We start from the raw sequence: 21773 nt of genomic DNA, 5'->3' as shown, positions 1-21773 counted from the left end.
GTGAAGCGATCACCCGAACACGATGATTAAAACCGGCCGTCCCTTGTTTACACGCCGGGGTGGGGGCAGGATGCTGGGGTACACCCCGTGTACTCCGGGAAGGAGCAGAGATGACCCCTGGCCCCCGCACCGAAAGCGCACCTGCGACGGATGGCGCCCTCGCCGATGCCCTGCTGAACATGGGCCGCTTCGTGCGGCCGGGGCAGACCTCTGAGGATCTCCGATCCGTCTTCCTGCAGGGCGGGCGCTCGGGCGATTCGTTCTACCGCGACCGCTGGTCGCACGACAAGGTCGTCCGCTCCACGCACGGCGTCAACTGCACAGGATCGTGCTCCTGGAAGGTGTACGTCAAAGACGGCATCATCACGTGGGAGGCGCAGCAGACCGACTATCCGTCGGTCGGCCCCGACTCCCCGGAGTACGAGCCCCGCGGATGCCCGCGCGGCGCGGCGTTCAGCTGGTACACGTACTCGCCCACCCGCGTGCGCTTCCCGTACATCCGCGAGACGCTCGCGCGGCTCTACCGCGAGGCCAAGGCGCAGCATCCCGACCCGGTCGACGCCTGGGAATCGATCGTCGAGAACCCCGAGAAGGCCCGGGCGTACAAGAAGGTGCGCGGCAAGGGCGGACTGGTGCGCACGAGCTGGGACGAGGTCATGGAGATCGCCGCGGCCGCCCACGTGCACACGGTGAAGAACTACGGTCCCGACCGGATCGCGGGCTTCTCGCCCATCCCGGCCATGTCGATGGTCTCGCACGGTGCGGGCGCCCGCTTCATGAACCTGATCGGCGGCACCATGCTGTCGTTCTACGACTGGTACGCCGACCTGCCGGTCGCGAGCCCACAGGTGTTCGGCGACCAGACCGACGTGCCGGAGTCGGCCGACTGGTGGAACGCCGGCTACCTGATCATGTGGGGCTCGAACGTGCCGGTCACCCGCACCCCCGACGCGCACTTCATGACCGAGGCCCGCTACCGCGGACAGAAGGTCATCACCGTCTCACCCGACTACACCGACAACACCAAGTTCGCCGACGAGTGGGTCGCGCCGCACCCCGGCACCGACGCCGCCCTGGCGATCTCGATGGGGCATGTGATCCTGCGCGAGCACTTCGTAGACAAGCGCACCCCGCGCTTCGAGGATTACATGCGGCGCTACACCGACGCGCCCTTCCTCGTCGAGGTCGAGGAGCGCGACGGTGGATTCGTGCCGGGCAAGTTCGTGACGGCATCCGATCTCGACGGTGCGGACGCACAGCAGGCGCGCGCCGACTTCAAGCCGGTGCTGATGGATCAGGGCGGCAACGCCGTCGTGCCCAACGGCTCGCTCGGACACCGCTTCAGCCCCGAGGACGAGGGCAAGTGGAACCTCGACCTGGGCGACGTCGTGCCGCCGCTGTCGGTCGCCGACCTCGCCGACTGGGACGGTGCGGCCACCGAGATCCGCCTGCCGCGGTTCGACCTCGACCCGGAGCCGGGGCAGGAGCACGCCGGCGGATCGGGCGTCGTGGCCCGCGGCGTGCCGGTGCGCACGGTCGCCGGCAAGCGGGTCACCACGGTGTTCGACCTGATGCTCGCCCGCTACGGCGTCGGTCGCGACGGTCTGCCCGGCGAGTGGCCGGCCGGCTACGACGACGCGTCGACCCCCGGCACGCCCGCCTGGCAGCAGGAGCACACCTCGGTGCCGGCCGAGCAGGCCACGCGCATCGCGCGGGAGTTCGCCGACAACGCCGAGCGCTCCGGCGGTCGCTCGATGATCCTGATGGGGGCGGGCACCAACCACTGGTTCCACTCCGACACGATCTACCGTGCGTTCCTCGCGCTGACGACGATGACCGGTTGCCAGGGCGTGAACGGCGGCGGCTGGGCGCACTACGTCGGTCAGGAGAAGGTGCGACCGATCACCGGCTACCAGCAGTACGCCGGCGCCTCCGACTGGAACCGGCCGCCGCGGTATACGATCGGCACGGCGTTCTTCTACCTCGCCACCGACCAGTGGCGCTACGACGGGCTGCCCGCCGATCAGCTGGCCTCACCGCTCGGCGTCGGCAGGTTCGAGGGTCGCACCACCGCCGACTGTCTGGTGGAGTCGGTGCAGCGCGGCTGGATGCCCAGCTATCCGACGTTCGACCGCAACCCGCTCGAGCTCGCCGATGAGGCCGAGGCCCTGGGCAAGGAGCCCGCGCAGCACATCGTCGACAGCCTCGACGAGGGATCGCTGCGGTTCTCGGTCGAAGACCCGGATGCCCCCGAGAACTTCCCGCGCATCATGACCATCTGGCGTGCGAACGTGCTCGGGTCGTCCGGCAAGGGCAACGAGTACTTCCTGAAGCACCTGCTGGGAACGGATGCCGCGGTGCGCGCGCACGAGGCGAGGCCGGATTCGCGGCCGACTTCGATGACCTGGCACGACAAGGCTCCCGAGGGCAAGCTCGACCTGCTGATGACGGCCGACTTCCGCATGACCAGCACCACGCTGTTCAGCGACATCGTGCTGCCGGCGGCGACCTGGTACGAGAAGTACGACCTGTCATCGACCGACATGCATCCCTTCATCCACGCCTTCAACCCGGCGATCGCCCCGCCGTGGCAGACGAAGACCGACTTCGACACCTTCCGCATCCTCGCCGAGCGGTTCAGCGAGATGGCGCGCACGCACCTCGGCGTGCGGCGCGACGTCGTCGCCACGCCGCTGCAGCACGACACCCCCGATGTGATGGCCACCCCGCACGGACGCGTGCAGGACCTGCCGCGGGTGCCGGGCGTGACCATGCCGAAGCTCGCCGTGGTCGAGCGCGACTACCCGAACCTCGCCGAGAAGTGGAAGACGCTCGGGCCCCTCACCGAGAAGCTCGGCATGACCACCAAAGGCATCGTCTACCGCCCCGAACCCGAGATCGAGCGGCTGGCGAGCGTGAACGGCACGGTCGGCGCCGGTCCCTACGCGGGCTCGGTGCGACTCGACAGCGATCGCCGCGCCTGCGAGATGATCCTCGCGTTCTCGGGCACCAGCAACGGCCGCCTGGCCGTGCAGGGCTTCCAGCAGCTCGAGAAGCACACCGGGCAGAAGATGGTGTTCCTCGCCGAGGAGCACGAGGGCACGCACCTGTCGTTCCAGGACGTCTCGGTGCAGCCGCGCAGCGTGATCACCTCGCCGGAATGGTCGGGATCAGAGCACGGCGGACGCCGTTACACCGCGTTCGCGATCAACGTCGAGCACCTCAAACCGTGGCATACCCTCACCGGTCGTCAGCACTTCTACCTCGACCACGACTGGATGGACGAGCTCGGCGAGGCGCTTCCCGTGTACCGCCCGCCGCTGGACATGCACCGGCTGTTCGGTGACGTCGTGCCGGGCAAGAGCACCCACACCGAGGTGCACGTGCGCTACCTCACCCCGCACTCCAAGTGGTCGATCCACTCGGAGTACCAGGACAACCTCTTCATGCTGTCGCTCTCGCGCGGCGGCCCCACGATCTGGATGAGTCCGAAGGACGCCGAGAAGATCGGCGTGCGCGACAACGACTGGATCGAGTCGTACAACCGCAACGGAGTCGTCGTGGCGAGGGCGAACGTGTCGCATCGGATGCCCGAGGGCACGGTGTACATGTACCACGCCAAGGACCGCACGGTCGATGTGCCGCTCAGTGAGATGAGCGGCCAGCGCGGCGGCATCCATAACTCCCTCACCCGCATCCTGCTCAAGCCGAGCCATCTCATCGGCGGCTACGCGCAGCTGGCGTGGGCGTTCAACTATCTCGGACCTACCGGCAACCAGCGCGACGAGGTCACGACCATCCGTCGCCGCAATCAGGAGGTGCAGTACCGATGAAGGTCATGGCCCAGATGTCGATGGTGATGAACCTCGACAAGTGCATCGGATGCCACACCTGCTCGGTCACCTGCAAGCAGGCTTGGACCAACCGCACCGGTGTCGAGTACGTCTGGTTCAACAACGTCGAGACCCGGCCCGGCGTCGGCTACCCCCGGGGCTACGAGGATCAGCAGAAGTGGGGCGGCGGCTGGGTGCGCGACAAGCGCGGCCGACTGCGGCTGCGCAGCGGCGGACGTCTCGCCAAGCTCGCGCGCATCTTCTCGAACCCCAAGCTGCCAGGCATCGACGACTACTACGAGCCGTGGACCTACGACTACGACATGCTCGTGAACGCGCCCAGCGGCGATCACACTCCCGTCGCACGTCCGAAGAGCCTGATCACCGGCAAGGACATGAAGGTCGAGTGGTCGGCGAACTGGGACGACGACCTCGGCGGCTCGATCGAGACCATGCACGAGGACCCGATCCTGCAGAAGATGAGCGAAGAGGTGCAGGCCGAGTTCGAGAAGGCCTTCATGTTCTACCTGCCGCGCATCTGCGAGCACTGCCTGAACCCGTCCTGCGTGGCCTCGTGCCCGTCGGGGGCGATGTACAAGCGGGCAGAGGACGGCATCGTGCTCGTCGACCAGGATGCCTGCCGCGGCTGGCGGATGTGCATCTCGGGCTGCCCGTACAAGAAGGTCTACTTCAATCACAAGACCGGCAAGGCCGAGAAGTGCACGATGTGCTACCCGCGCATCGAGGTGGGCCTGCCCACCGTCTGCTCGGAGACCTGCGTCGGCCGCCTGCGCTACCTGGGCCTGGTGCTCTACGACGCCGACCGCGTGGCCGAGGCGGCAGCCGTCGAGGATGAGCACGAGCTGCTCGACGCGCAGCGCTCGGTACTGCTCGACCCCCACGACCCCGAGGTGATCGAGGCCGCGCGGCGAGACGGCATCCCCGAGGACTGGATCGAGGCGGCCCAGCGCAGCCCGGTGTGGCGTCTGATCCATGACTACAAGGTGGCGCTGCCCCTGCACCCCGAGTACCGCACGATGCCGATGGTCTGGTACATTCCGCCGCTGTCGCCGGTCGTCGACGTGGTGACCGGGTCGGGCAACGACGGTGAGGACGCGCGCACGCTGTTCGCCGCGATCGACAAGCTGCGCATCCCGATCGGATACCTGGCCGAGCTGTTCACCGCCGGCGACATCGCGCCGGTCGACGAATCGCTGCGCAAGCTCGCCGCGATGCGCTCGTACATGCGCGGCATCAGCATCGACGGCATCCGCGAAGAGGAGATCGCGCACGCGGTCGGCATGAGCGGTCGCGAGATCGAGGAGATGTACCGGCTGCTGGCCATCGCGAAGTACGAGGAGCGGTACGTGATCCCCGCCGCCCACCAGGAGCAGGCGCACGACCTCGAGGAGATGGGCTGCTCGCTGGACTTCGACGGAGGCCCGGGTATGGGCGGCGCCGGCGGTCCGTTCGGCGCGGCCAGCGGAACCTCGGTGCCCGTGGCGGTGGAGAACTTCCACGCGCTCGCCGACCGGCAGACCGCCGACCGTCCGTCGACACCCGGCCGGGTGAACCTGCTCAACTGGGACGGCAACGGCTCTCCGCAGGGGCTGTTCCCGCCCGAGGGTGAGCGCGCCCAGCCGCGCAGCTATGAGGAGGAGGGATGAGCACCGTCCTGCCTCCGCGGGTCACCCCGCGACGCAAGCTGCCCGACGCCCTCACTCCGGCGTCGCTGAACGCCGCGCAGCGGCGCACCGTGCACATGCTCGCCTCACTGCTGTTGGACTACCCAGATGCGCAGTGGCAGGAGCGCCTCGAGGTGTTCGAGGCGAGCGCGGTCTCGCTGCCGCCCGCCGTCGCCGAGCCGCTGCAGCGTTTCCTCGACCGGGCACGCGAGATCGGGGCATCCGATCTGCAGAAGCTGTACGTGACCACCTTCGACCTCAAGCGCAAATGCTCGCTGTATCTCAGCTACTTCGCCACCGGCGACACCCGTCGCCGCGGCACCGCACTGGTCACCTTCCTCGATGCCTACCGGGCGGCGGGCTGGGAGTTCGACGCCGACGAGCTGCCCGACTACCTGCCCGCCGTGCTCGAGTTCTCGGCGCGCTCGCAGTCGGAGGTGGCGGATGCCCTGCTCTCGGCGCACCGCGAGGGCATCGAAGTGCTGCGCGCCGCGCTGGAAGGCATGGACAGCCCGTGGGTCGACGTCGTGCGCGCGGTCACGCTGTCGCTGCCGAAGGTCGACCAGCGCACCCGCGAGCGCGTGCTGGCGCTCGTGAGCGAGGGCCCGCCGACCGAGACGGTCGGACTGAGCCTGCCCATGCCGGCCTTTCGAAAGACAGGGGAGTGATCGTGAACACGATGCAGATTCTGCTGTGGGTGGTGCTGCCGTACGTCTGCGCGGCGGTGTTCATCCTCGGGCACATCTGGCGCTACCGGTACGACAAGTTCGGCTGGACGACCCGGTCGTCGCAGTCGTACGAGAACCGGCTGCTGCGGTGGGGCTCGCCGATGTTCCACCTCGGCATCCTGATGGTCATCGCCGGACACGTCGTCGGCCTGCTGATCCCGCGCGAGTGGCTGTACGCGATCGGCATCAGCGAGGAGATCTACCACATCGGCGCGACCGTGCTGGGCACCTTCGCCGCCGTGCTGACACTGGCCGGCCTGGCGATCCTCGTCTTCCGCCGCCGCACGGTGCCGGCGGTGTTCCTCGCGACCACGGTGATGGACAAGATCATGTACGTCTTCCTCGGAGCGACGTTGCTGTTCGGCACCCTGGCGACAGTGGTGCACCAGGTGTTCGGCCCCGGCTTCCGCTATCGCGAGACGATCTCGCCGTGGATGCGCGAGATGATCATCTTCCGCCCCAGGCCCGAACTGATGCTCGAGGTGCCGCTGCTGTTCCAGCTGCACGTGATCACCGCCTGCCTGCTGTTCGCGCTGTGGCCGTTCACGCGTCTGGTGCACGTGTTCTCGGCGCCGGTCGGCTACCTGTTCCGCCCGTACATCGTGTACCGCTCGCGCGACGAGCACCGCGGCGCCCAGGTGCCCAAGCGCGGGTGGGATCCGGTCGAGGCCCCGGACCCGCAGCGGCTGCGGCGGCCTTAACCGGTCGTTGAGCGAGCGAAGCGAGCGGTGTGCTGAGCGAGCGGAGAGAGTCGAAGTGACGAAACGTCCGAGCGACTGGGGTGTCGGGCTCCGGGACGTTCCCGCCGCTCGGTCTGGTGTTGGCGGGCTCCGGAACGCTCCCTTCGCTCGCAGAGCGGATCCTTCCCGCTTCGCGGGCCCCTTCCGATGCTCGCTCCGGGAACGTCCCTGCGCCCTCTCCGGTGTGTGGCGTGACTCGACCCCCCGATCGTTGAGCGAGCGCAGCGAGACGAAGTGATGTAACGCGGCGACTCAGCGTACGTAGAACCGCGCCCAGGATCAGCACGCGGGTGCGTATGCGACTCACAATTGGCAGTGCAGAAGCTCATCTTCGTGAAGCCTCGTGAAATAGTTCGTCTCATTTCGGCGGCGAGTTCCCGGAGGACAGATATGGTCGGAGGCATTGTCATCAATCAGTAGGGGCGGGACCCATGAGGAAGAAGCTCATCGCGCTCGTTGCACTAAGTGCGAGCATGTTGCTCGCAGCGACCGCATCTGCGGCGCAAGCCACAGAGGGCGAGACCGACAGCGGACAGGAACGACCGTATGTCAGTTCTCACGTGACGCTGACGGATCTCTCAACCGGCCAGGTGCTGTATTCGAGTACCGAGAGGGTGGAGATCTCAGAAACCGGGCCCACGACGGTCACCAGCCCCACGGTGCCTGATCACGCCACGGTGCGGCCGTTGTCTTCGATCGGTGGCACCAAGAACCCGGGCAGCGTGAAGTCCTCACTTACCCTGACTTACACCAGGAAAGCAGATCTCATCCGCCTTGAGAAGGCCAGCGGCTCTTGGACCCCCGCACACTCGATCGAGCTGAGGAACCGATACGTGAAGATTATCGGCGGCGGTGCATTGCCACACACGATAACCAAGTACCCGACCTCTAACTCGTACAGTTACACCACGGGTTGGGATTACGGGATTTTCAACTCGTCCGCGAACTACGTGCCGCGCACGGTTGCTGAGGTGGATTACAGGATAGCAGGTACAAACGGCCAGTTGGTCCGGATGACGCACTGGGTTGACCTGAGTGGCGCATGAACCCGAAAGGACACCGTTGATATGCCCCACAAATCGAATGTCATCGTGGCCACAAGCATTCTTACCGCCAGTCTGGCGGTACCCATCGTGCTGTTGCTCCTGCACCGGAACGTAGACGGGCGTACCGGAGGAGGTCTCCTCATCGCTCTTACTGAGGGCGTGTTGGTGCTGATAGCGGCCGTCTTCCTGGTCTTGCCTGTGGCGTGGCTGGCCACAGGCGCCGCATCAAGGCAGCTTGCGATCGTGTCATTCGTGGTCGGCCTCGTCGGATCGCTCATCGTGGCAATCATCTCCGCACCGGCCGGGGCAGTGTTCAGCATCTTCCTTGTCGTACCAGCGGTCACCCTCGCGGCGCTGCTCGTCGGCACGTTCGCGACACGTAGACCTGACTAGCAGAACCGGACAGCAGAATCGCCCTCGCTTCTTTCGAAGAGACGAGGGCGATTTCGTTGCTTGGATTCGTCTCGATCTGGTGGTCGCGTTCCGGTCAGCGGGAGGCGGCCACGGCGGCGGTGAAGTCGGATGCTGGGGACTCGAGCACCTCGGGCAGGGTGCCGTGCTGCGTGATGCGGCCGTGCTCGAGGATCAGCAGCCGGTCGGCGAGGGCCTCGGCGTCGGCGAGGGTGTGCGAGACGACGATCGTGGTCGTGCCCTGCAGGTGGTCGCGCACCACCTCGCGCAGCTGGGCGGCCGCCAACACGTCGAGCGACGAGAACGGCTCGTCGAGCAGCAGCAGCCGGGGACGGGCCGCGAGAGCGCGCGCCAGCGCGACCCGCTGACGCTGACCGCCGGAGAGGCGGTCCGGTCGGCGGTCGCCGAGGCCGGGCAGGCCGATGCGGGGCATCCACTCCTCGGCGATCGCGCGCGCCTCGTCGCGCGACGATCCCGCCGACTGCGCGGCGAAGGCGATGTTGCCCGCCGCTGACATGTGCGGGAACAGCAGGGCATCCTGGCCGAGCAGCCCGATCGCGCGTCGCGACGGGGGCATGTGCTGCCGGGCGTCCGCCAACCGCACACCGTCGATCGATACATGCCCGCCGTCCAGGCGGGTGAGGCCGGCGATGGCATCCAGCAGCGTCGTCTTGCCGGCGCCGCTCGGGCCCATGACGGCCAGCACCTCGCCGGGCGCCAGCTCAATCCGTGCGTCGACGCCGGCGTGCGCGACGACGACGCGTGCATCCAGAGCCCCGCTCACTTCAGTGCCCCCGGCCGCCAGGCCCGCACGACCAGCAGCACCACGACCGCCGTCGCCAGCAGCAGGATCGACAGGGCCACCGCCGTCTCGCGGCCGGTGCCCGCGCCGTTGAACGCCGTGTAGATCGCGAGCGGCATCGTCTGGGTGACGCCCGGGGCGTTGCCGGCGAACAGTGCGGTCGCGCCGAACTCGCCGATCGCCCGGGCGAAGCACAGGATCACCCCGACGACGATCCCCGGCGCAGCCAGCGGCAGCGTCACCCGCCACAGCACCCGCCACGGACGGGCACCGAGCGTCGCGGCAGTGCGCTCGTAGCGCCCGCCGACGCCACGGATCGTCCCCTCCACCGCCAGCACCAGGAACGGCAGCGCGACGAACGCCTGCGCGAGCACGACCGCCGGGAACGTGAACGGGAGAGTCAGGTCGAACCAACCCGACAGCAACTGCCCGAGAGGACTCGTGCGCCCGAACAGGAACAGCAGCGCCACACCACCCACCATCGGCGGCAGCACGAGCGGCACCGCCACCAGGGCGCGCAGCAGCGCCGAGACGCGCGGCCCTGAGCGTGCCATCAGCAGCGCGAGGGGCAGCCCCAGCACCAGGCACAGCGCGGTGGCGGCCAGTCCGCTCAGCAGCGACAGGCGCAGCGCGTTGAGCGCTGCAGGCGACGTGATGTCGTGCCACAGCGTCGCCCACGACGCCCGTCCGATCAGGGCGATCAGCGGCAGGATCAGCAGCGCGATGCCCAACACGGCGGGCGCGTAGAGCAGAAACGGCGTGCCCGTGCCCGTATCGCGCAGGCGCGGACGCGATCGGATGCCCGAGCGCGCTGGCATCCGATCAGCATCCGCCGATATGCTCACGGCGTTCCGAAGCCCAGTCCGCCGAGGATCTGCTGCGCCTCGTCGCCGCGCACGAACTCCGCGAACGCGACACCCGCCTCGCTCGCGCCGTCCAGCGCGACGATCGGATACCGGTTGACGACCTCGTCGGCACCCTCGGGGGCGAAGCTCTCCACCGCGTCATCGCCGGCGACGTCCGTGGCGTAGACGAGGCCGGCATCCGCCTCGCCGGCGGCGACCTTCTGCAGCACGGCGGTGACGTTCTGCTCGAGGCTCGCCGCCTGCACCGTCACGCCGGCGGTGTCGAGCAGCGTCATCGAGGCCGTGCCGCACGGCACCTCGGGCGCACACAGCACGGTGACGACGTCGGCGAGGTCGTCGAGCGCGTCGACGCCGGCGGGGTTGCCGGCGGGTACGGCCACCACGAGCGTGTTCGTCGCGAACAGCTGGGGGTCGGATGCCAGGTCTGCATCGACCAGCGTCTGCATGTTCCGCTCGTCAGCGGTGGCCAGCACGTCGGCGGAGGCGCCCTCCTGCAGCTGAGTGACCAGCGTGCTCGACCCGTCGTAGACGATCGGATTCACGTCGACGTTCGGATGCTGCTGCTCGAACGCCTCGGCGATCTCGTCGAACGCGGTGCGCAGCGAGGCCGCGGCGAACACGGTCACCTCGCCGCTGAGCCCCGGCTGCGCGGTGCCCGGCTCCGAATCCTCGCCGCTGACGCTGTCGGATGCTGTCGTACTGCAGCCGGCCAGCAGCAGCACCGCCAGCAGGGGGAGGGTGAGGGCGGCCCGGATTCTCATCGGTGCGTTCCTCATGCGTGTTCCTTCGGCGTCTCGACGATCACGTTGGTGGCTTTGATCACGGCGGTCGCGAGTGACCCCGGGCTCAAGGACAGCTGACGTACCGCCTCGGCCGACAGCAGCGAGACGACCCGATGCGGGCCGGCCTGGATGTCGACCTGCGCCATGACACCGTCGATCTGCACGCGGGTGACGAGCCCGGTGAACCGGTTGCGGGCGCTGGAGAGCAGGTCGGATTCCCCGGCCGGGCCCTCGGCGAGCGTGACGGCGTGCGCGGCCAGCGCATCGCCGGGAACGCGGGCGGGGGAGTCGCCGGTGACCGGCAGGGCGCCGTGGTCGATCCAGCGACGGACGGTGTCGTCGCTGACGCCCAGCAGGCGGGCCGCCTCGGCGATGCGATAGGAGGTCACGATCCTGAGCATAGAGACAGCGATGCCGCATACTCAACTATTTGATCGTCATTTTTCCGCAGATGCGGAGAAACCTGGGCTCCGGCGGGTGACTGCGTTATCGCCGGTAGTCGCGGCTGGCATCCGGCGCACAGTATCCGTAGCCTCTGAGATATGGCGCTTCCCCCACTTGTCGATCCCGTCGACGCTCTGAGTGACGCCGAGCGCGCCCGTACCGCCCGCCATCACGTGCTCGCCGGTCTCGGAGAACTCGGTCAGCGCCGGCTGCGCGCGGCGCACGTCGCCGTCGTCGGCGCGGGAGGACTCGGTGCCCCGGTCGTGCTCGCGCTCGCCGCGGCCGGCATCGGCACGTTGACGATCATCGACGACGACGACGTCGAACTGTCGAACCTGCAGCGTCAGGTGATGCACCGCCACGCCGACATCGGGCGGCCCAAGGTCGACAGTGCGGTGCGGGTGGCATCCGAGCTCTCACCCGAAACGGTCGTGCGCACGCGGCGTGAGCGGATCACCCACGACAACGCCACGGCGCTGCTCGCCGGCGCCGACCTGGTGATCGACGGAACCGACACCTTCGACACGCGTCTCGTGGTCGCCGCCGCGACCGAGCAGCTCGGCGTGCCGCTGGTGTGGGGTGTGATCCAGGAGTTCGCGGCGCAGGTCACCGTGTTCTGGTCGGCGCCTCCGGTGGGGTCGGATGCCGTCGTGCTCGGCGACCTGTACCCGCCCGGAAGCGTCGGCGAGCTGCCCACGTGCGCGGCCGTCGGGGTGTTCGGCGCGCTGTGCCTGCAGGCCGGCTCGATCATGTCGATGGAGGCGATCAAGCTCATCACCGGCATCGGCGAGCCGCTGCTCGGCCGGGTGCTGGTCATCGACGCGCTGCGCGCACGCTCCAGCGAGGTGCCCCTGCGCCCCGCACACACCGAGTCGCTGTCGCTGTCATCGGATGCCCGTGCCCAGGCCTCTGCCCAGATCCAGTCACCCGCCGAGTCCCAGGCACCCGCAGAGATTACGGTCGCCGATCTGCGGGCCGAGACGGATGCCGGCGCCCTGCTGCTGGATGTGCGCGAGGCCGTCGAGGTCGCCGGCGGGATGATTCCCGGCGCCGAGCACAAACCACTGGCAGAGGTGCTGGCCGACCCCGCGCTCGTCGGAACCGGCCGCATCGTCGTGATCTGCCAGGTCGGTGTCCGTGCCCGTCGGGCTGCCGCGGCCCTGTGCGCTGCGGGTGCCGACGCCGTGGTGCTGACCGGCGGCATGGCGGCCTGGAGCACGGAGCACGCCTCATGAGCCGCCGACCGTCGCACGAAATGCAGGAGAACGCACGAAACGCAGGGGCCTTCGGGCGCACGGACCCTGCAGTTCGTGCTTTCTCCTCCGAATCGCGCGAGCCGTGGTGCTGTTCCGCGCCGAGAGGAACGAGCACATGAGCTTCCGCAGCGTCGAACAGCAGCTCGAGCAAGTGCTGGCCGCCGTACGACAGCATCCGCCCGTCACCGCCACGCTCGAACAGGCCCGCGGGCGCACTCTGGCATCCGACGCGATCGCCGCCAGCGCGGTGCCGGTCTTCGACAACTCGGCTATGGACGGATTCGCCGTGCGCTTCGCCGACGTCGCTGCAGCCGCACCCGACGATCCCGTCGCGCTGCGCGTGGTCGCCGACATCCCGGCCGGCAGCGCGCTCGACCCCACCATCGGCGCGGGTGAGGCCGCGCGCATCATGACCGGCTCGCCGGTGCCGTCGGATGCTGACGCGATCGTCCCCTTCGAGGACACCGCCGGCGGGCTCGCCGACTCCCTGCAGCATGCGGTCGTGCAGCACGCGCCGCGCGCCGTCGGTGCACACATCCGCCTCGCCGCCGAAGACACCGCGGTCGGCGACATCGTCCTCGCGGCGGGAGTGCTGATCGGCGCTCGGCAGCTGGGTGCACTGGCATCGGCCGGTATCGCGACCGTCGAGGTCTCACCGGCGCCGAAGGTCGCCGTCGTCTCGACCGGCTCCGAGCTCGTCGCTCCCGGCACGCCACTGCAGCGTGGGCAGATCCCCGAGTCGAACAGCATCCTGCTCGCCGCGCTCGCCGCCGACGCCGGCGCCGACATCGTGCTGCGCCGTGTCGTCGACGACGAGGGCGACGGTCCGGCCGAATCCGTCGCCGAGGCGCAGCGGCTGGGCGCGGATGCGATCATCTTCTCGGGCGGGGTCAGTGCCGGCGCCTACGAGGTCGTCAAGCAGAGCCTGGGCGACGCGATGGAGTTCACCAAGGTCGCGATGCAGCCCGGCAAGCCGCAGGGCTTCGGGGTGACGGGCGAGGGGATGCTGCTGTTCGGCCTGCCGGGCAACCCGGTCAGCGCGGCCGTCTCGTTCGAGGTGTTCGTGCGGCCCGCGCTGCTGCGGATGCAGGGGCGCGACAGCATCCACCGCCCCCGTGTGCTGCTGCCCGCCGGCGCCGACTGGCGCACCCCGCCCGGTCGGCGTCAGTACCTGCCCGCCGTCATCGACCGCACCGACCCTGCCCACCCCGTCGTGCGGCCGGCGACCCGCGGCGGCTCCGGCTCGCACCTCAGCGTCGGGCTCGGCCTCGCCGACGCGTACGCGATCGTCCCCGCCGAGACGGAGCAGATCTCCGCCGGCGACCTCATCGAAGTCATGGAGCTGTGATGACCTTCACCCACCTGGATTCCGCGGGCCACGCCCGCATGGTCGACGTCACCGAGAAGACGCCCACGGTGCGGGCCGCGACCGCGCGCGGTTTCGTGCGCTGCGCCGCATCGACCGTCGAACTGCTGCGCGACGGCTCGGTGCCGAAGGGCGATGTGCTGGCCGTGGCGCGCATTGCGGGCATCCAGGCCGCCAAGCGCACCCCCGAGCTGCTGCCGCTCGCGCATGTGATCGGCGTGCACGGCGCGGTCGTCGACCTCGAGATCGAAGACGGGGGCGTCGCGATCGAGGCGACCGTGCGCACCGCCGACCGCACCGGCGTCGAGATGGAGGCGCTCACCGCCGTCTCGGTCGCCGCGCTGTCGGTGGTCGACATGATCAAGGGCGTCGACCGCTCGGCGTCGATCGAGCACCTGCGCATCACCGAGAAGCAGGGCGGACGCAGCGGTTCCTGGCGGCGGCCGGAAGAGTCGTGACCGGTGCGATCCTGCTCGTCGGCGGCCGCTCGCGCCGCATGGGCGGCGGGTTCAAGCCGCTGATCGAGGTCGGCGGACGATCGCTGTTCGCGCGCACGCTCGCGGCGGTGTCGGATGCCCGATGCTCGCCGATCATCGCCGCCGGGCCCGTGCTCGACGCACAGGCTCCCGTGCAGTGGGCGCGTGAGCATCCGCCCTTCACCGGCCCGGTGGCCGGCATCGCCGCGGCCCTGCAGGCGCTGACGCGAGGCGAGGAGCCGGAGTGGGTGCTGCTGCTCGCCGGCGACCTGCCGCGCGTGGCGCAGGTGGTCGAGCGGCTGGACGCCGCGATCCGGGCATCCGATTCCGGCGACGGATCGAGCGATGCCGTGGGCGATTCCGGCGACGCTGCGACCGATGCCGCCGACGCCGTGGTCTTCCGCGCCGACGGGCATCCGCAGTGGCTGGCCGGCGCGTACCGGACGGCGGCGCTGCGCTCATCGCTCGACGCGCTCGGCGACGCAGTGACCGACGCGTCGTGCCGTTCGCTGCTGGGCGGCCTGGAGATCTCGTGGCTGTCGGACGATGATGGGATCACCGCCGACATCGACACCCCGGCGGACCTGGCGCGCACCCGCGCGGAGTTGGAGGAGGAATCGTGAGCGGATCATCTCGCACCCTGCCCCCGGAGGCACTCGATGAGTGGGCCGCCGCGCTGCGCGAGCGGTTCGGACTCGCCGCCGACGATGTGCCGATCTCGCTGATCCTCGACCTCGCCCGTGACGTGGCCAATGACGTGGCCCGACCGGCAGCCCCGTTCAGCGCCTTCGTGGCCGGTCTCGTCGCCGGGCGCGCGGGCGGCACCCCCGAGCAGGTGCGCGAGACGGTCGACGCCGTCGTCGAGCTGGCGGGCACCTGGCCCGGACGGGAGGCATGAGATGACCACCGAGACCACGACCCGGACGGCGACGGTGCGGTTCTTCGCCGCTGCTCAGGAAGCCGTCGGACACGATGCGCTGACCACGGATGCCCGCACGCTGGGCGAGCTGAAGGAGACCCTGCTGGCTGAGCATCCCGCACTGCATGGACTGCTCGCGCGCTGCGCGGTGCTGGTCGACGGCGCTCGGGTCGACGACGACTTCGCGCTCGCCGGCGCATCGACCATCGACGTGCTGCCGCCCTTCGCCGGCGGCTGAGTCCGCTACCCGCCGATGCCCTTCCACGCGGTCGTGCCATCGGCCTCGACCTGACGCTTCCACACCGGCAGCTCGCGCTTGATCGCCTCGATCACCTCACGACACACGGTGAACGCGTCGTCGCGGTGCGATGACGCCACGGCGATCACGACCGCGGCCTCGCCGACCTCGAGCCGCCCGATGCGGTGACTCACGGCGACCACGGCATCCGTCCCCTCGGATGCCGCAGCGGCGATCCTGCCGAGCGTGGTCTCGGCATCCGGGTGCGCGGTGTACTCCAGGGCGATGACCGCATCCACAGCGTCCGGGTCGTGATCGCGCACCCGCCCCACGAAGGTCGTGACGGCACCGGCGGTAGTGCTGTCGACAGCCGCGACGTGCTCATCGAGCGAGAGCGCGGTGTCGGAGATGCGGGCGAGCTGGACGGTCATCGGTGGTCCTCTCCGTCGAGTTGGTCGAGCACGTGCGCGGCGACCGACAGCACGATGGGCATGCCTTCGACGACGGCCTTCGGCGACCCGGGCAGGTTGACGATCAGGCAGCGACCGGCGACGCCGGCGAGGCCGCGCGTCAGCAGGGCGGCCGGCTTCACCGTCGCCCCCGCGCGCCGCAGCTCCTCGGCGATACCGGGCAGCATCCGCTCGATCACGCGGGCCGTGCCCTCGGGGGTCTCGTCGCGGGGCGCGACGCCAGTGCCGCCGCTGGTCACGATCAGCCGGATGCCCGAATCCAGCATCCCGCGCAGCGCGCGCTCCACGGCATCCGCGCCGTCTGGCGTCACGACGGCGTCGTCGCAGGCGAAGCCGGCTTCGCGCAGTGCGGCCACCGCGATCGGTCCGGCGGTGTCTTCTCGGATGCCCGAGGCCGACCGGTCGGACACGGTGAGCACGGCCGCAGAGAGCATGCGACCAGCCTAGCCATGCGCAGCCCGTGCCCACTCCGGGAATATCCACGGGTTCGCGGACACGGGCCGTGATTATTCACGGCCCGCGCCCGGCGCGGCGTATCGGCCATCTGGCATGATGGTCACATGGCGAACGGAGGGCTCGTGTACGGGCCGATTTCGAGCTACTCACGGGTGCGGATCCTGCACCTGCTGTTCGTCGCCGGTGACCAGACCGAGCGACCCGAGCGCACGATCAGCGAGCTGTGCGAGGCGACCGGCCTGCACGCCAACACGGTGCGCGAGCACCTGCAGCGTCTCATCGAGGGCGGCTACGTGATCCAGAGCACCGAGCACCGCACCACCCGCGGGCGCCCCCGCACGCTCTACAGTGCTGCGACCGGAACGCCCGACGCGTCGAGTCCGGTCGCCCGCGAAAAGGTCGCCGAGGCCGCGCGTCGCGGTGACCTGCTGCGTCGGATGCTGGCTGACGAGGGCTCCGAACTCGGCCAGGAGGCCACCTACCAGCTGGACGCCCTGATCGAGCACCTCGAGGAGAGCGGCTTCGAGCCGATCATCGACGAGGACCGCCTGACCGTCGAGCTCACACCCTGCCCGCACGCCGCCAGCGCGCCCGAGCACCGGCCGATGCTGTGCCAGGTGCACCTCGGTCTGATGCAGGGTGTGCTCACGCAGGCGGGCGGACCGCTGGCCGCCGAGTGCGTGCGCGAAGCGATGCGGCCGGAGGAATGCACGGTTCAGCTGCGTCTCGCCGCCACGGCGGCGGTCGCCTGAGCCGCGACATAGCATTGCGTCATGACCCGCACAGACGAGGAGAGCCGCGACATCTCCGCGGCGACGCACGATGTGTTCGCCGCGCTGCTCGATCCGCGCCTGCTCGAGCGCTGGCTGCCGCCGCACGGCATGACCGGGAGGGTCGAGTGGCTGGACGCCCGTGCCGGCGGCACCTACCGGATGGTGCTCGCCTACGCGGATGCCGACGCGAACCCGGGCAAGACCGGTGACGGCAGCGATCTGGTCGAAGGCCGGTTCGTCGAGATCGTCGACGGTGTGCGCGTCGTGCAGCAGATCGAGTTCCCGTCGGACGACCCGTCGTTCTCGGGTCTGATGACGATGAGCTGGCTGGTCGAGCCGACGGCGTCCGGCACCAGGGCGACGTTCCGGGCCGAGAACGTGCCGGCAGGCATCTCAGCCGCCGACCACCGCGACGGGCTGCGCTCGTCGCTGCACAATCTCGCGATGCTGGTCGAACCTCACTCGTAGAGCGACTCGACCGGCTCCATCACGATGCCCTGCGCCTCGAGTGCGCGGCGACGCTCTTCGATGCGCCGGTGCAGTTCGGTCTGCGCCTCGGCCACGAGATGGGCGGGCAGGTCGACGGAGGTCGGATGCTGATCGCCGTTCCCCTCGGCGATGTACGCGTCCAGCTGCGGGCCGGATGTCCATGACGTGATGAGCGCGTAGCGCGGTGCGGGACCCCGGTGCCAGACGGCGTGCCAGAAGCGCTGCGTGTCGACGATGATGCGCGATCCGGCGCGCAGCGGCAGGCGGATCTCAGTGGCGGGGTCGAAGCGATCCGAGCGCAGGATCAGCAGCGAGTCGGCGTCATCGGTGAGGTTGAGCCAGCTGCGCACGACCCATCCCGTGCCGTCGGCGTTCAGGCGGTTGTTGTCGTCCTGGTGCAGGTTGTACACCGCGTCGGCGTACGTGTTCGGCTGCAGTTCGATCACGCGGCAGCGACCGAGGTTCGCGCCCGGTTCGAGGGCGAGGCGCTGCAGTGTGGGGGCCTTGGCGACCTGGGCGGCGACCCACACGCCGTCCTTGTCGGTGCGCGGAGGGGTGTGGTTCCAGAACCCGTTGCACTCGATCTCGCCGGCGTAGCTGGCCAGCGGAGCGAAGCGCGTGATGCCCGATGAGCGCCACCCGACGTACTCGAGACCCCGCCACTCGGCGGGGTCGATCGACAGATCGAGGCGGTCGAGCACCACCAGTCCCGTGTCGTCGAGGGCGGGCGAGGTGAGGAATCCCATCGCGGTCTCCGTTCCGGCATCCGTTCCGCCTCCATGCTAATCGGCGCCCCGTCGGCCGGCGCCACGCCCCGACCGTGTCAAACGGTCGGCGGCCCGTCGTACTGTGGAGGTATGACCCAGCCCCAAGGCGCGCTGCTCGTCGGCAGCGTGAACTACGACGACGCCGAGAAGACCATGCGCACCGCGGCCGCGGTGATCGGCACCCGGCTCAAGCGCATCCCTGATGGCGAGGTCGGCAGCCGGTTCCACTGGATCATGTTCCAGGCCGACGTGCTCGGGCAGACCGAGGGCATCGAGCGCATCGGCGACGAGCCCGTGTGGCTGCGCGATCTCGACGCGCGACCGCTGCGCATCGCGAGCGGGGCGGACGCCGACGCCCTCCGCCTGCCTCCGCTGGGGTACGCTGCGGCGGCCCTCGAGTCGTATGCGACCTTCCGGCGACTGCGCGACGAGGGCGTGATCGCCCCTGGTGTGCGCTTCCAGGTGTCGCTGCCGACGGTCGTCGCCGTGGTCGGGTCGTTCTTCTTCGGAGACGACCGCGCCCGTATCGAGCCGCTGTACACGGCGGCGCTGCTGCACGAGCTCGATGAGATCCTCGACGCGATCCCGCACGCCGATCTCGCGATCCAGTGGGACGTGGCCAGTGAGATGGGCATCATCGAGCAGGCCGCGGTCCACGGCAAGACGATGACGGCATGGTGGACGGGCGACCCGTTCGACGGACTGGCGCTGCGCCTGGCCGGGCTGATCGACTCGGTGCCGGGCAGCGTGGAGGTCGGCGTGCACCTCTGCTACGGCGACGTCGCCGAGTCGCACTTCATCGAGCCGAAGGACACCGCCACGCTGGTGCAGTTCGCCAACGCGGTCATCGCCGCCACCGACCGCGACCTCAGCTGGCTGCACCTGCCGGTGCCGATCGAGCGCGACGACGAGGCGTACTTCACACCGCTGACGGATCTCGCTCCGGTCGATGAGCTCTACCTCGGGCTCGTGCACCGCGAGGACGGCGCCGCGGGCGCACAGCGTCGCATCGCCATGGCATCCCGCTTCGCGCCGTCCTTCGGCGTCGCGACCGAGTGCGGAATCGGCCGAGCGCCGGACGGCACCACCGAGGGCATCTTCGCGACGCACGCCGAGGTCGCCTCCGACTGGTGATGCCGGGTCGGATGCTGGTCAGCATCCGGCCGTGCGGATAGTGTGTGCCACATGACACTTCCGGATGCGCGATGACGCGCGATCCCGCCGCGGGCTTCGCCCCGTCGCAGAGCATGCGCGAGCGGATCGAGGGCCAGCTGTCGGCACTGATCGTCGCGGGTGAGTTCCCCCCGGGGACGGTGCTCACCGTCCCGACGCTGGCCGGCGATTTCGGAGTCAGTGCGACACCCGTGCGCGAGGCGATGCTCACGCTCGCGCGGCGCGGATTCCTGCAGCCCATCCGCAACCGCGGCTTCGTCGTCACCGAGGTCTCGAGGGACGAGCTCGATGAGCTGTGCGAGGTGCGGGTCCTGCTCGAAGCCCCGCTGATGCGGCGCATCGCCGGCACGCTGAGTGACGATGACCTCGCCGCACTGCGTGACCTCGCCGACGAGATCGTGGATGCCGGGCGCGCCGGACGCTTCGTGGAGTTCCTGGCGGCCGACACGGCCTTCCACCTGCGCGTGCTGCAGGCCACCGGCAACCGGCGACTCATCGAGGTGGTGAGCGAGCTGCGCCAGCAGACCCGGCTGGTCGGGCTGGCGCACCTGGTCGAGACCGACCAGCTCATGTCGACCGCCCTGGAGCATGCCGAGCTGGTTGACCTGCTGCAGGCCGGCGATGGAGAGGGCGCCGAGGCACTCATGCGGCGGCATATCGGACACGTCGGCGGAGTGTGGAGCGGGCGGGCCGAGACGACGAGCATCACGGATTGATCTCGAGGGTTCCGTTCATCGCCTCCCGTCAGTAATGTGTCACGTACTATCCGACGAAATGCAATGTGGCATTCAGGAGGCCATCACATGCTCACTCGTACACAGCGCTACCGCCGCGCACTGTCCGTCGCAGCGGCAGCGGGCGCGATCATCCTCATGGCCGGCTGCTCGGGCGGCCTCGGCTCCGACAACGGCGAGGCCGGTGGAGGCGGCGACGAAGGCCCCATCAAGATCGGCATGCTCGCCCCCTTCTCAGGCAGTGAATCCGCCTTCGGCGACTACATGAAGAACGGCGCGCAGCTCGCCGTCGACGAGATCAACGCCGATGGCGGCGTCAACGGCCGCGAGCTCGAACTGCTCGTGGAAGACGGTGCGTGCGATGCGACCACCGCCGTCGCCGCGGCGAACAAGCTCGTCACCGCCGGCATCGTGGCATCCGTCGGCGGCTACTGCTCGGGTGCGACCCTGCCGACCCTGCCGATCTTCGACGAGGCGGGCATCCCGATGGTCATCCCCGCCGCGAACTCGAACGAGCTCGTCTCGCAGGGGCTGCCCGGTGTGTTCCTGATCAACGGAACCGGCACGCAGCAGGCCGAGGCCGCCGTCACCTACGCGCAGAAGAGCGGCGCCGCGAACGTCGCCGTGATCGACGACGCCACCTCGTACTCCGCCGACCTCGCCGCGTCGTTCGTCGAGCAGGGCGAGGCCGCCGGCCTCACCATGGCGTTCGAGGCGACCGTCACCCCCGGCGAGAGCGACTACTCCGCCGTCGCGACGCAGCTCGCCAAGGCGCAGCCCGACCTCGTCTACTGGACCGGCTACTACCAGGAGGGCGGCCTGATCGTCCGTCAGGCGACGGATGCCGGCTACACCGGCGCGTTCCTCGTCGGCGACGGCTCGGTCGACGCGAAGTTCGCCGAGATCGCCGGCTCCGGCTACACCGAGAACGTGCTGGGCACCTTCACCCAGACGCCCGACATGATCGAGGGCGCCGAGAACTGGATCGCCGACTATGAAGAGCTGGCCGGCGGCCAGCCCGGCCCGTACTCGACCCAGTCGTACGACGCCGTCCGCGTCGTCGCCGAGGCGATGAGCGAGGCCGGCGGCACCGACTTCGACGCCGTCGTCGCCGCGCTCGAGGGGCTGAAGGACTTCGACACCTTCGCCGGTCCGCTGACCTTCACCGAGGACCACACCCTCTCGGGCGGTGGCTTCGTGATCGTGGGCATCGACCCGGCGACGGGCAACTTCGTGCTCGAGGACGACCTTCAGGGCTGATCCGACAGGTGGGGCGGCGCGAGCCGCCCCACCTCGTTCGGCGCCGCCCCTGGACGCGG

Annotated in this window: 24 protein-coding genes; 17 read left to right on the top strand and 7 right to left on the bottom strand. The window is 69.5% G+C overall.

Going from position 1 to position 21773, the window contains the following annotated elements; translation table 11 throughout:
- The first annotated feature begins 110 nt into the window (after window positions 1-110).
- The 6 genes from WDU99_RS10355 to WDU99_RS10330 all read left to right on the top strand — a co-directional run bounded on the left by WDU99_RS10355 (window position 111) and on the right by WDU99_RS10330 (window position 8425).
- Window positions 111-3833, top strand: coding sequence for a nitrate reductase subunit alpha (locus WDU99_RS10355; protein ID WP_337332375.1), 3723 nt, complete (start codon window positions 111-113; stop codon window positions 3831-3833).
- Window positions 3830-5500 carry a nitrate reductase subunit beta gene (gene narH, locus WDU99_RS10350; protein ID WP_337332374.1) on the top strand — a complete coding sequence of 557 codons (1671 nt, stop codon included), beginning with the start codon at window positions 3830-3832 and terminating at the stop codon, window positions 5498-5500. The genes WDU99_RS10355 and narH overlap by 4 nt, the downstream gene beginning before the upstream one ends.
- Window positions 5497-6186 (top strand): nitrate reductase molybdenum cofactor assembly chaperone, encoded by a 690-nt coding sequence (narJ, locus tag WDU99_RS10345; RefSeq protein ID WP_337332373.1) that lies wholly within the window; start codon window positions 5497-5499, stop codon window positions 6184-6186. Before narH ends, narJ begins: the two co-directional genes overlap by 4 nt.
- A gap of 11 nt (window positions 6187-6197) precedes the next feature.
- Window positions 6198-6947: a respiratory nitrate reductase subunit gamma gene (narI, locus tag WDU99_RS10340; protein ID WP_337332443.1), complete on the top strand. Its 750-nt coding sequence runs from the start codon at window positions 6198-6200 to the stop codon at window positions 6945-6947.
- 470 nt (window positions 6948-7417) lie between these two features.
- Complete coding sequence (locus tag WDU99_RS10335; RefSeq protein WP_337332372.1) at window positions 7418-8032, top strand: hypothetical protein; 615 nt, start codon at window positions 7418-7420, stop codon at window positions 8030-8032.
- A gap of 45 nt (window positions 8033-8077) precedes the next feature.
- Entirely contained in the window at window positions 8078-8425 is a 348-nt protein-coding gene (locus tag WDU99_RS10330; RefSeq protein WP_337332371.1) for a hypothetical protein, read from the top strand.
- 94 nt (window positions 8426-8519) lie between these two features.
- Here WDU99_RS10330 and WDU99_RS10325 read toward each other — a convergent pair whose 3' ends face one another.
- From WDU99_RS10325 to WDU99_RS10310, 4 genes are read right to left on the bottom strand one after another with little or no spacing between them, the layout of a single operon-like run.
- On the bottom strand, window positions 8520-9227 hold the full coding sequence (locus WDU99_RS10325) for an ATP-binding cassette domain-containing protein (protein ID WP_337332370.1): 708 nt from the start codon (window positions 9225-9227) through the stop codon (window positions 8520-8522).
- Window positions 9224-10063, bottom strand: a complete 840-nt coding sequence (locus WDU99_RS10320) for an ABC transporter permease (RefSeq protein WP_337332369.1) — start codon at window positions 10061-10063, stop codon at window positions 9224-9226. The genes WDU99_RS10325 and WDU99_RS10320 overlap by 4 nt, the downstream gene beginning before the upstream one ends.
- 23 nt (window positions 10064-10086) lie before the next feature.
- Window positions 10087-10872 carry a molybdate ABC transporter substrate-binding protein gene (modA, locus tag WDU99_RS10315; protein ID WP_337332368.1) on the bottom strand — a complete coding sequence of 262 codons (786 nt, stop codon included), beginning with the start codon at window positions 10870-10872 and terminating at the stop codon, window positions 10087-10089.
- Window positions 10873-10883: 11 nt separating this feature from the next.
- Window positions 10884-11282, bottom strand: a complete 399-nt coding sequence (locus WDU99_RS10310) for a TOBE domain-containing protein (protein ID WP_337332367.1) — start codon at window positions 11280-11282, stop codon at window positions 10884-10886.
- 153 nt (window positions 11283-11435) lie between these two features.
- Here WDU99_RS10310 and WDU99_RS10305 point away from each other — a divergent pair, with 153 nt between their 5' ends.
- The 6 genes from WDU99_RS10305 to WDU99_RS10280 all read left to right on the top strand — a co-directional run bounded on the left by WDU99_RS10305 (window position 11436) and on the right by WDU99_RS10280 (window position 15592).
- Window positions 11436-12572, top strand: a complete 1137-nt coding sequence (locus WDU99_RS10305; RefSeq protein ID WP_337332366.1) for a ThiF family adenylyltransferase — start codon at window positions 11436-11438, stop codon at window positions 12570-12572.
- A gap of 136 nt (window positions 12573-12708) precedes the next feature.
- Window positions 12709-13941 (top strand): molybdopterin molybdotransferase MoeA, encoded by a 1233-nt coding sequence (locus tag WDU99_RS10300; RefSeq protein WP_337332365.1) that lies wholly within the window; start codon window positions 12709-12711, stop codon window positions 13939-13941.
- Window positions 13941-14417: a cyclic pyranopterin monophosphate synthase MoaC gene (gene moaC, locus WDU99_RS10295; protein WP_337332364.1), complete on the top strand. Its 477-nt coding sequence runs from the start codon at window positions 13941-13943 to the stop codon at window positions 14415-14417. The genes WDU99_RS10300 and moaC overlap by 1 nt, the downstream gene beginning before the upstream one ends.
- A complete protein-coding gene (gene mobA / locus WDU99_RS10290) occupies window positions 14414-15058 on the top strand; it encodes a molybdenum cofactor guanylyltransferase (protein WP_337332363.1) in 645 nt (214 codons plus the stop codon). The genes moaC and mobA overlap by 4 nt, the downstream gene beginning before the upstream one ends.
- The gene (locus WDU99_RS10285) at window positions 15055-15333 is read left to right on the top strand and encodes a DUF6457 domain-containing protein (RefSeq protein WP_337332362.1); all 279 of its coding nucleotides are present in this window, start codon (window positions 15055-15057) and stop codon (window positions 15331-15333) included. Before mobA ends, WDU99_RS10285 begins: the two co-directional genes overlap by 4 nt.
- A gap of 1 nt (window position 15334) precedes the next feature.
- Entirely contained in the window at window positions 15335-15592 is a 258-nt protein-coding gene (locus tag WDU99_RS10280) for a MoaD/ThiS family protein (protein WP_337332361.1), read from the top strand.
- A gap of 5 nt (window positions 15593-15597) precedes the next feature.
- Here the strand turns inward: WDU99_RS10280 and WDU99_RS10275 are convergent, their stop codons facing one another.
- Window positions 15598-16023 (bottom strand): molybdenum cofactor biosynthesis protein MoaE, encoded by a 426-nt coding sequence (locus WDU99_RS10275; protein WP_337332360.1) that lies wholly within the window; start codon window positions 16021-16023, stop codon window positions 15598-15600.
- On the bottom strand, window positions 16020-16496 hold the full coding sequence (locus tag WDU99_RS10270) for a MogA/MoaB family molybdenum cofactor biosynthesis protein (RefSeq protein ID WP_337332359.1): 477 nt from the start codon (window positions 16494-16496) through the stop codon (window positions 16020-16022). Before WDU99_RS10270 ends, WDU99_RS10275 begins: the two co-directional genes overlap by 4 nt.
- Before the next feature lie 126 nt (window positions 16497-16622).
- On the opposite strand from WDU99_RS10270, the gene WDU99_RS10265 reads away from it, so the two are divergent.
- Both WDU99_RS10265 and WDU99_RS10260 read left to right on the top strand, forming a co-directional pair.
- Window positions 16623-17270, top strand: a complete 648-nt coding sequence (locus WDU99_RS10265) for a helix-turn-helix transcriptional regulator (RefSeq protein WP_337332358.1) — start codon at window positions 16623-16625, stop codon at window positions 17268-17270.
- Between the two features lie 21 nt (window positions 17271-17291).
- Window positions 17292-17759 carry an SRPBCC domain-containing protein gene (locus WDU99_RS10260; protein WP_337332357.1) on the top strand — a complete coding sequence of 156 codons (468 nt, stop codon included), beginning with the start codon at window positions 17292-17294 and terminating at the stop codon, window positions 17757-17759.
- On the opposite strand, the gene WDU99_RS10255 is transcribed toward WDU99_RS10260, so the two are convergent.
- Window positions 17750-18526 carry a hypothetical protein gene (locus tag WDU99_RS10255; RefSeq protein WP_337332356.1) on the bottom strand — a complete coding sequence of 259 codons (777 nt, stop codon included), beginning with the start codon at window positions 18524-18526 and terminating at the stop codon, window positions 17750-17752. The two genes, WDU99_RS10260 and WDU99_RS10255, sit on opposite strands and share 10 nt — an antisense overlap.
- A gap of 111 nt (window positions 18527-18637) precedes the next feature.
- Here WDU99_RS10255 and WDU99_RS10250 point away from each other — a divergent pair, with 111 nt between their 5' ends.
- The 3 genes from WDU99_RS10250 (at window position 18638) to WDU99_RS10240 (ending at window position 21714) form a co-directional block, all read left to right on the top strand.
- Window positions 18638-19681: a hypothetical protein gene (locus WDU99_RS10250; RefSeq protein WP_337332355.1), complete on the top strand. Its 1044-nt coding sequence runs from the start codon at window positions 18638-18640 to the stop codon at window positions 19679-19681.
- A 71-nt stretch (window positions 19682-19752) separates the two neighbouring features.
- Entirely contained in the window at window positions 19753-20436 is a 684-nt protein-coding gene (locus WDU99_RS10245) for a GntR family transcriptional regulator (RefSeq protein WP_337332354.1), read from the top strand.
- A gap of 87 nt (window positions 20437-20523) precedes the next feature.
- Window positions 20524-21714, top strand: a complete 1191-nt coding sequence (locus WDU99_RS10240) for a branched-chain amino acid ABC transporter substrate-binding protein (RefSeq protein ID WP_337332353.1) — start codon at window positions 20524-20526, stop codon at window positions 21712-21714.
- Window positions 21715-21773: the final 59 nt, after the last annotated feature.

The sequence above is a fragment of the Microbacterium bandirmense genome (genome assembly GCF_037204185.1).
Classification (GTDB): Bacteria; Actinomycetota; Actinomycetes; order Actinomycetales; family Microbacteriaceae; genus Microbacterium; species Microbacterium bandirmense.
This window is presented reverse-complemented; position numbering and strand designations above follow the sequence as displayed.

Bases quoted from the DNA above. Each gene is read 5' to 3' on its own strand.
- moaC (WP_337332364.1), top strand. From the start codon at position 13,941: ATGACCTTCACCCACCTGGATTCCGCGGGCCACGCCCGCATGGTCGAC.
- narI (WP_337332443.1), top strand. From the start codon at position 6,198: ATGCAGATTCTGCTGTGGGTGGTGCTGCCGTACGTCTGCGCGGCGGTG.
- WDU99_RS10275 (WP_337332360.1), bottom strand. From the start codon at position 16,023: ATGACCGTCCAGCTCGCCCGCATCTCCGACACCGCGCTCTCGCTCGAT.
- WDU99_RS10280 (WP_337332361.1), top strand. From the start codon at position 15,335: ATGACCACCGAGACCACGACCCGGACGGCGACGGTGCGGTTCTTCGCC.
- WDU99_RS10245 (WP_337332354.1), top strand. From the start codon at position 19,753: ATGACGCGCGATCCCGCCGCGGGCTTCGCCCCGTCGCAGAGCATGCGC.
- narH (WP_337332374.1), top strand. From the start codon at position 3,830: ATGAAGGTCATGGCCCAGATGTCGATGGTGATGAACCTCGACAAGTGC.
- modA (WP_337332368.1), bottom strand. From the start codon at position 10,872: ATGAGAATCCGGGCCGCCCTCACCCTCCCCCTGCTGGCGGTGCTGCTG.
- WDU99_RS10270 (WP_337332359.1), bottom strand. From the start codon at position 16,496: ATGCTCTCTGCGGCCGTGCTCACCGTGTCCGACCGGTCGGCCTCGGGC.
- WDU99_RS10250 (WP_337332355.1), top strand. From the start codon at position 18,638: ATGACCCAGCCCCAAGGCGCGCTGCTCGTCGGCAGCGTGAACTACGAC.
- WDU99_RS10335 (WP_337332372.1), top strand. From the start codon at position 7,418: ATGAGGAAGAAGCTCATCGCGCTCGTTGCACTAAGTGCGAGCATGTTG.
- WDU99_RS10305 (WP_337332366.1), top strand. From the start codon at position 11,436: ATGGCGCTTCCCCCACTTGTCGATCCCGTCGACGCTCTGAGTGACGCC.
- WDU99_RS10320 (WP_337332369.1), bottom strand. From the start codon at position 10,063: ATGCCAGCGCGCTCGGGCATCCGATCGCGTCCGCGCCTGCGCGATACG.
- WDU99_RS10260 (WP_337332357.1), top strand. From the start codon at position 17,292: ATGACCCGCACAGACGAGGAGAGCCGCGACATCTCCGCGGCGACGCAC.
- WDU99_RS10355 (WP_337332375.1), top strand. From the start codon at position 111: ATGACCCCTGGCCCCCGCACCGAAAGCGCACCTGCGACGGATGGCGCC.
- WDU99_RS10255 (WP_337332356.1), bottom strand. From the start codon at position 18,526: ATGGGATTCCTCACCTCGCCCGCCCTCGACGACACGGGACTGGTGGTG.
- WDU99_RS10265 (WP_337332358.1), top strand. From the start codon at position 16,623: ATGGCGAACGGAGGGCTCGTGTACGGGCCGATTTCGAGCTACTCACGG.
- WDU99_RS10240 (WP_337332353.1), top strand. From the start codon at position 20,524: ATGCTCACTCGTACACAGCGCTACCGCCGCGCACTGTCCGTCGCAGCG.
- narJ (WP_337332373.1), top strand. From the start codon at position 5,497: ATGAGCACCGTCCTGCCTCCGCGGGTCACCCCGCGACGCAAGCTGCCC.
- WDU99_RS10300 (WP_337332365.1), top strand. From the start codon at position 12,709: ATGAGCTTCCGCAGCGTCGAACAGCAGCTCGAGCAAGTGCTGGCCGCC.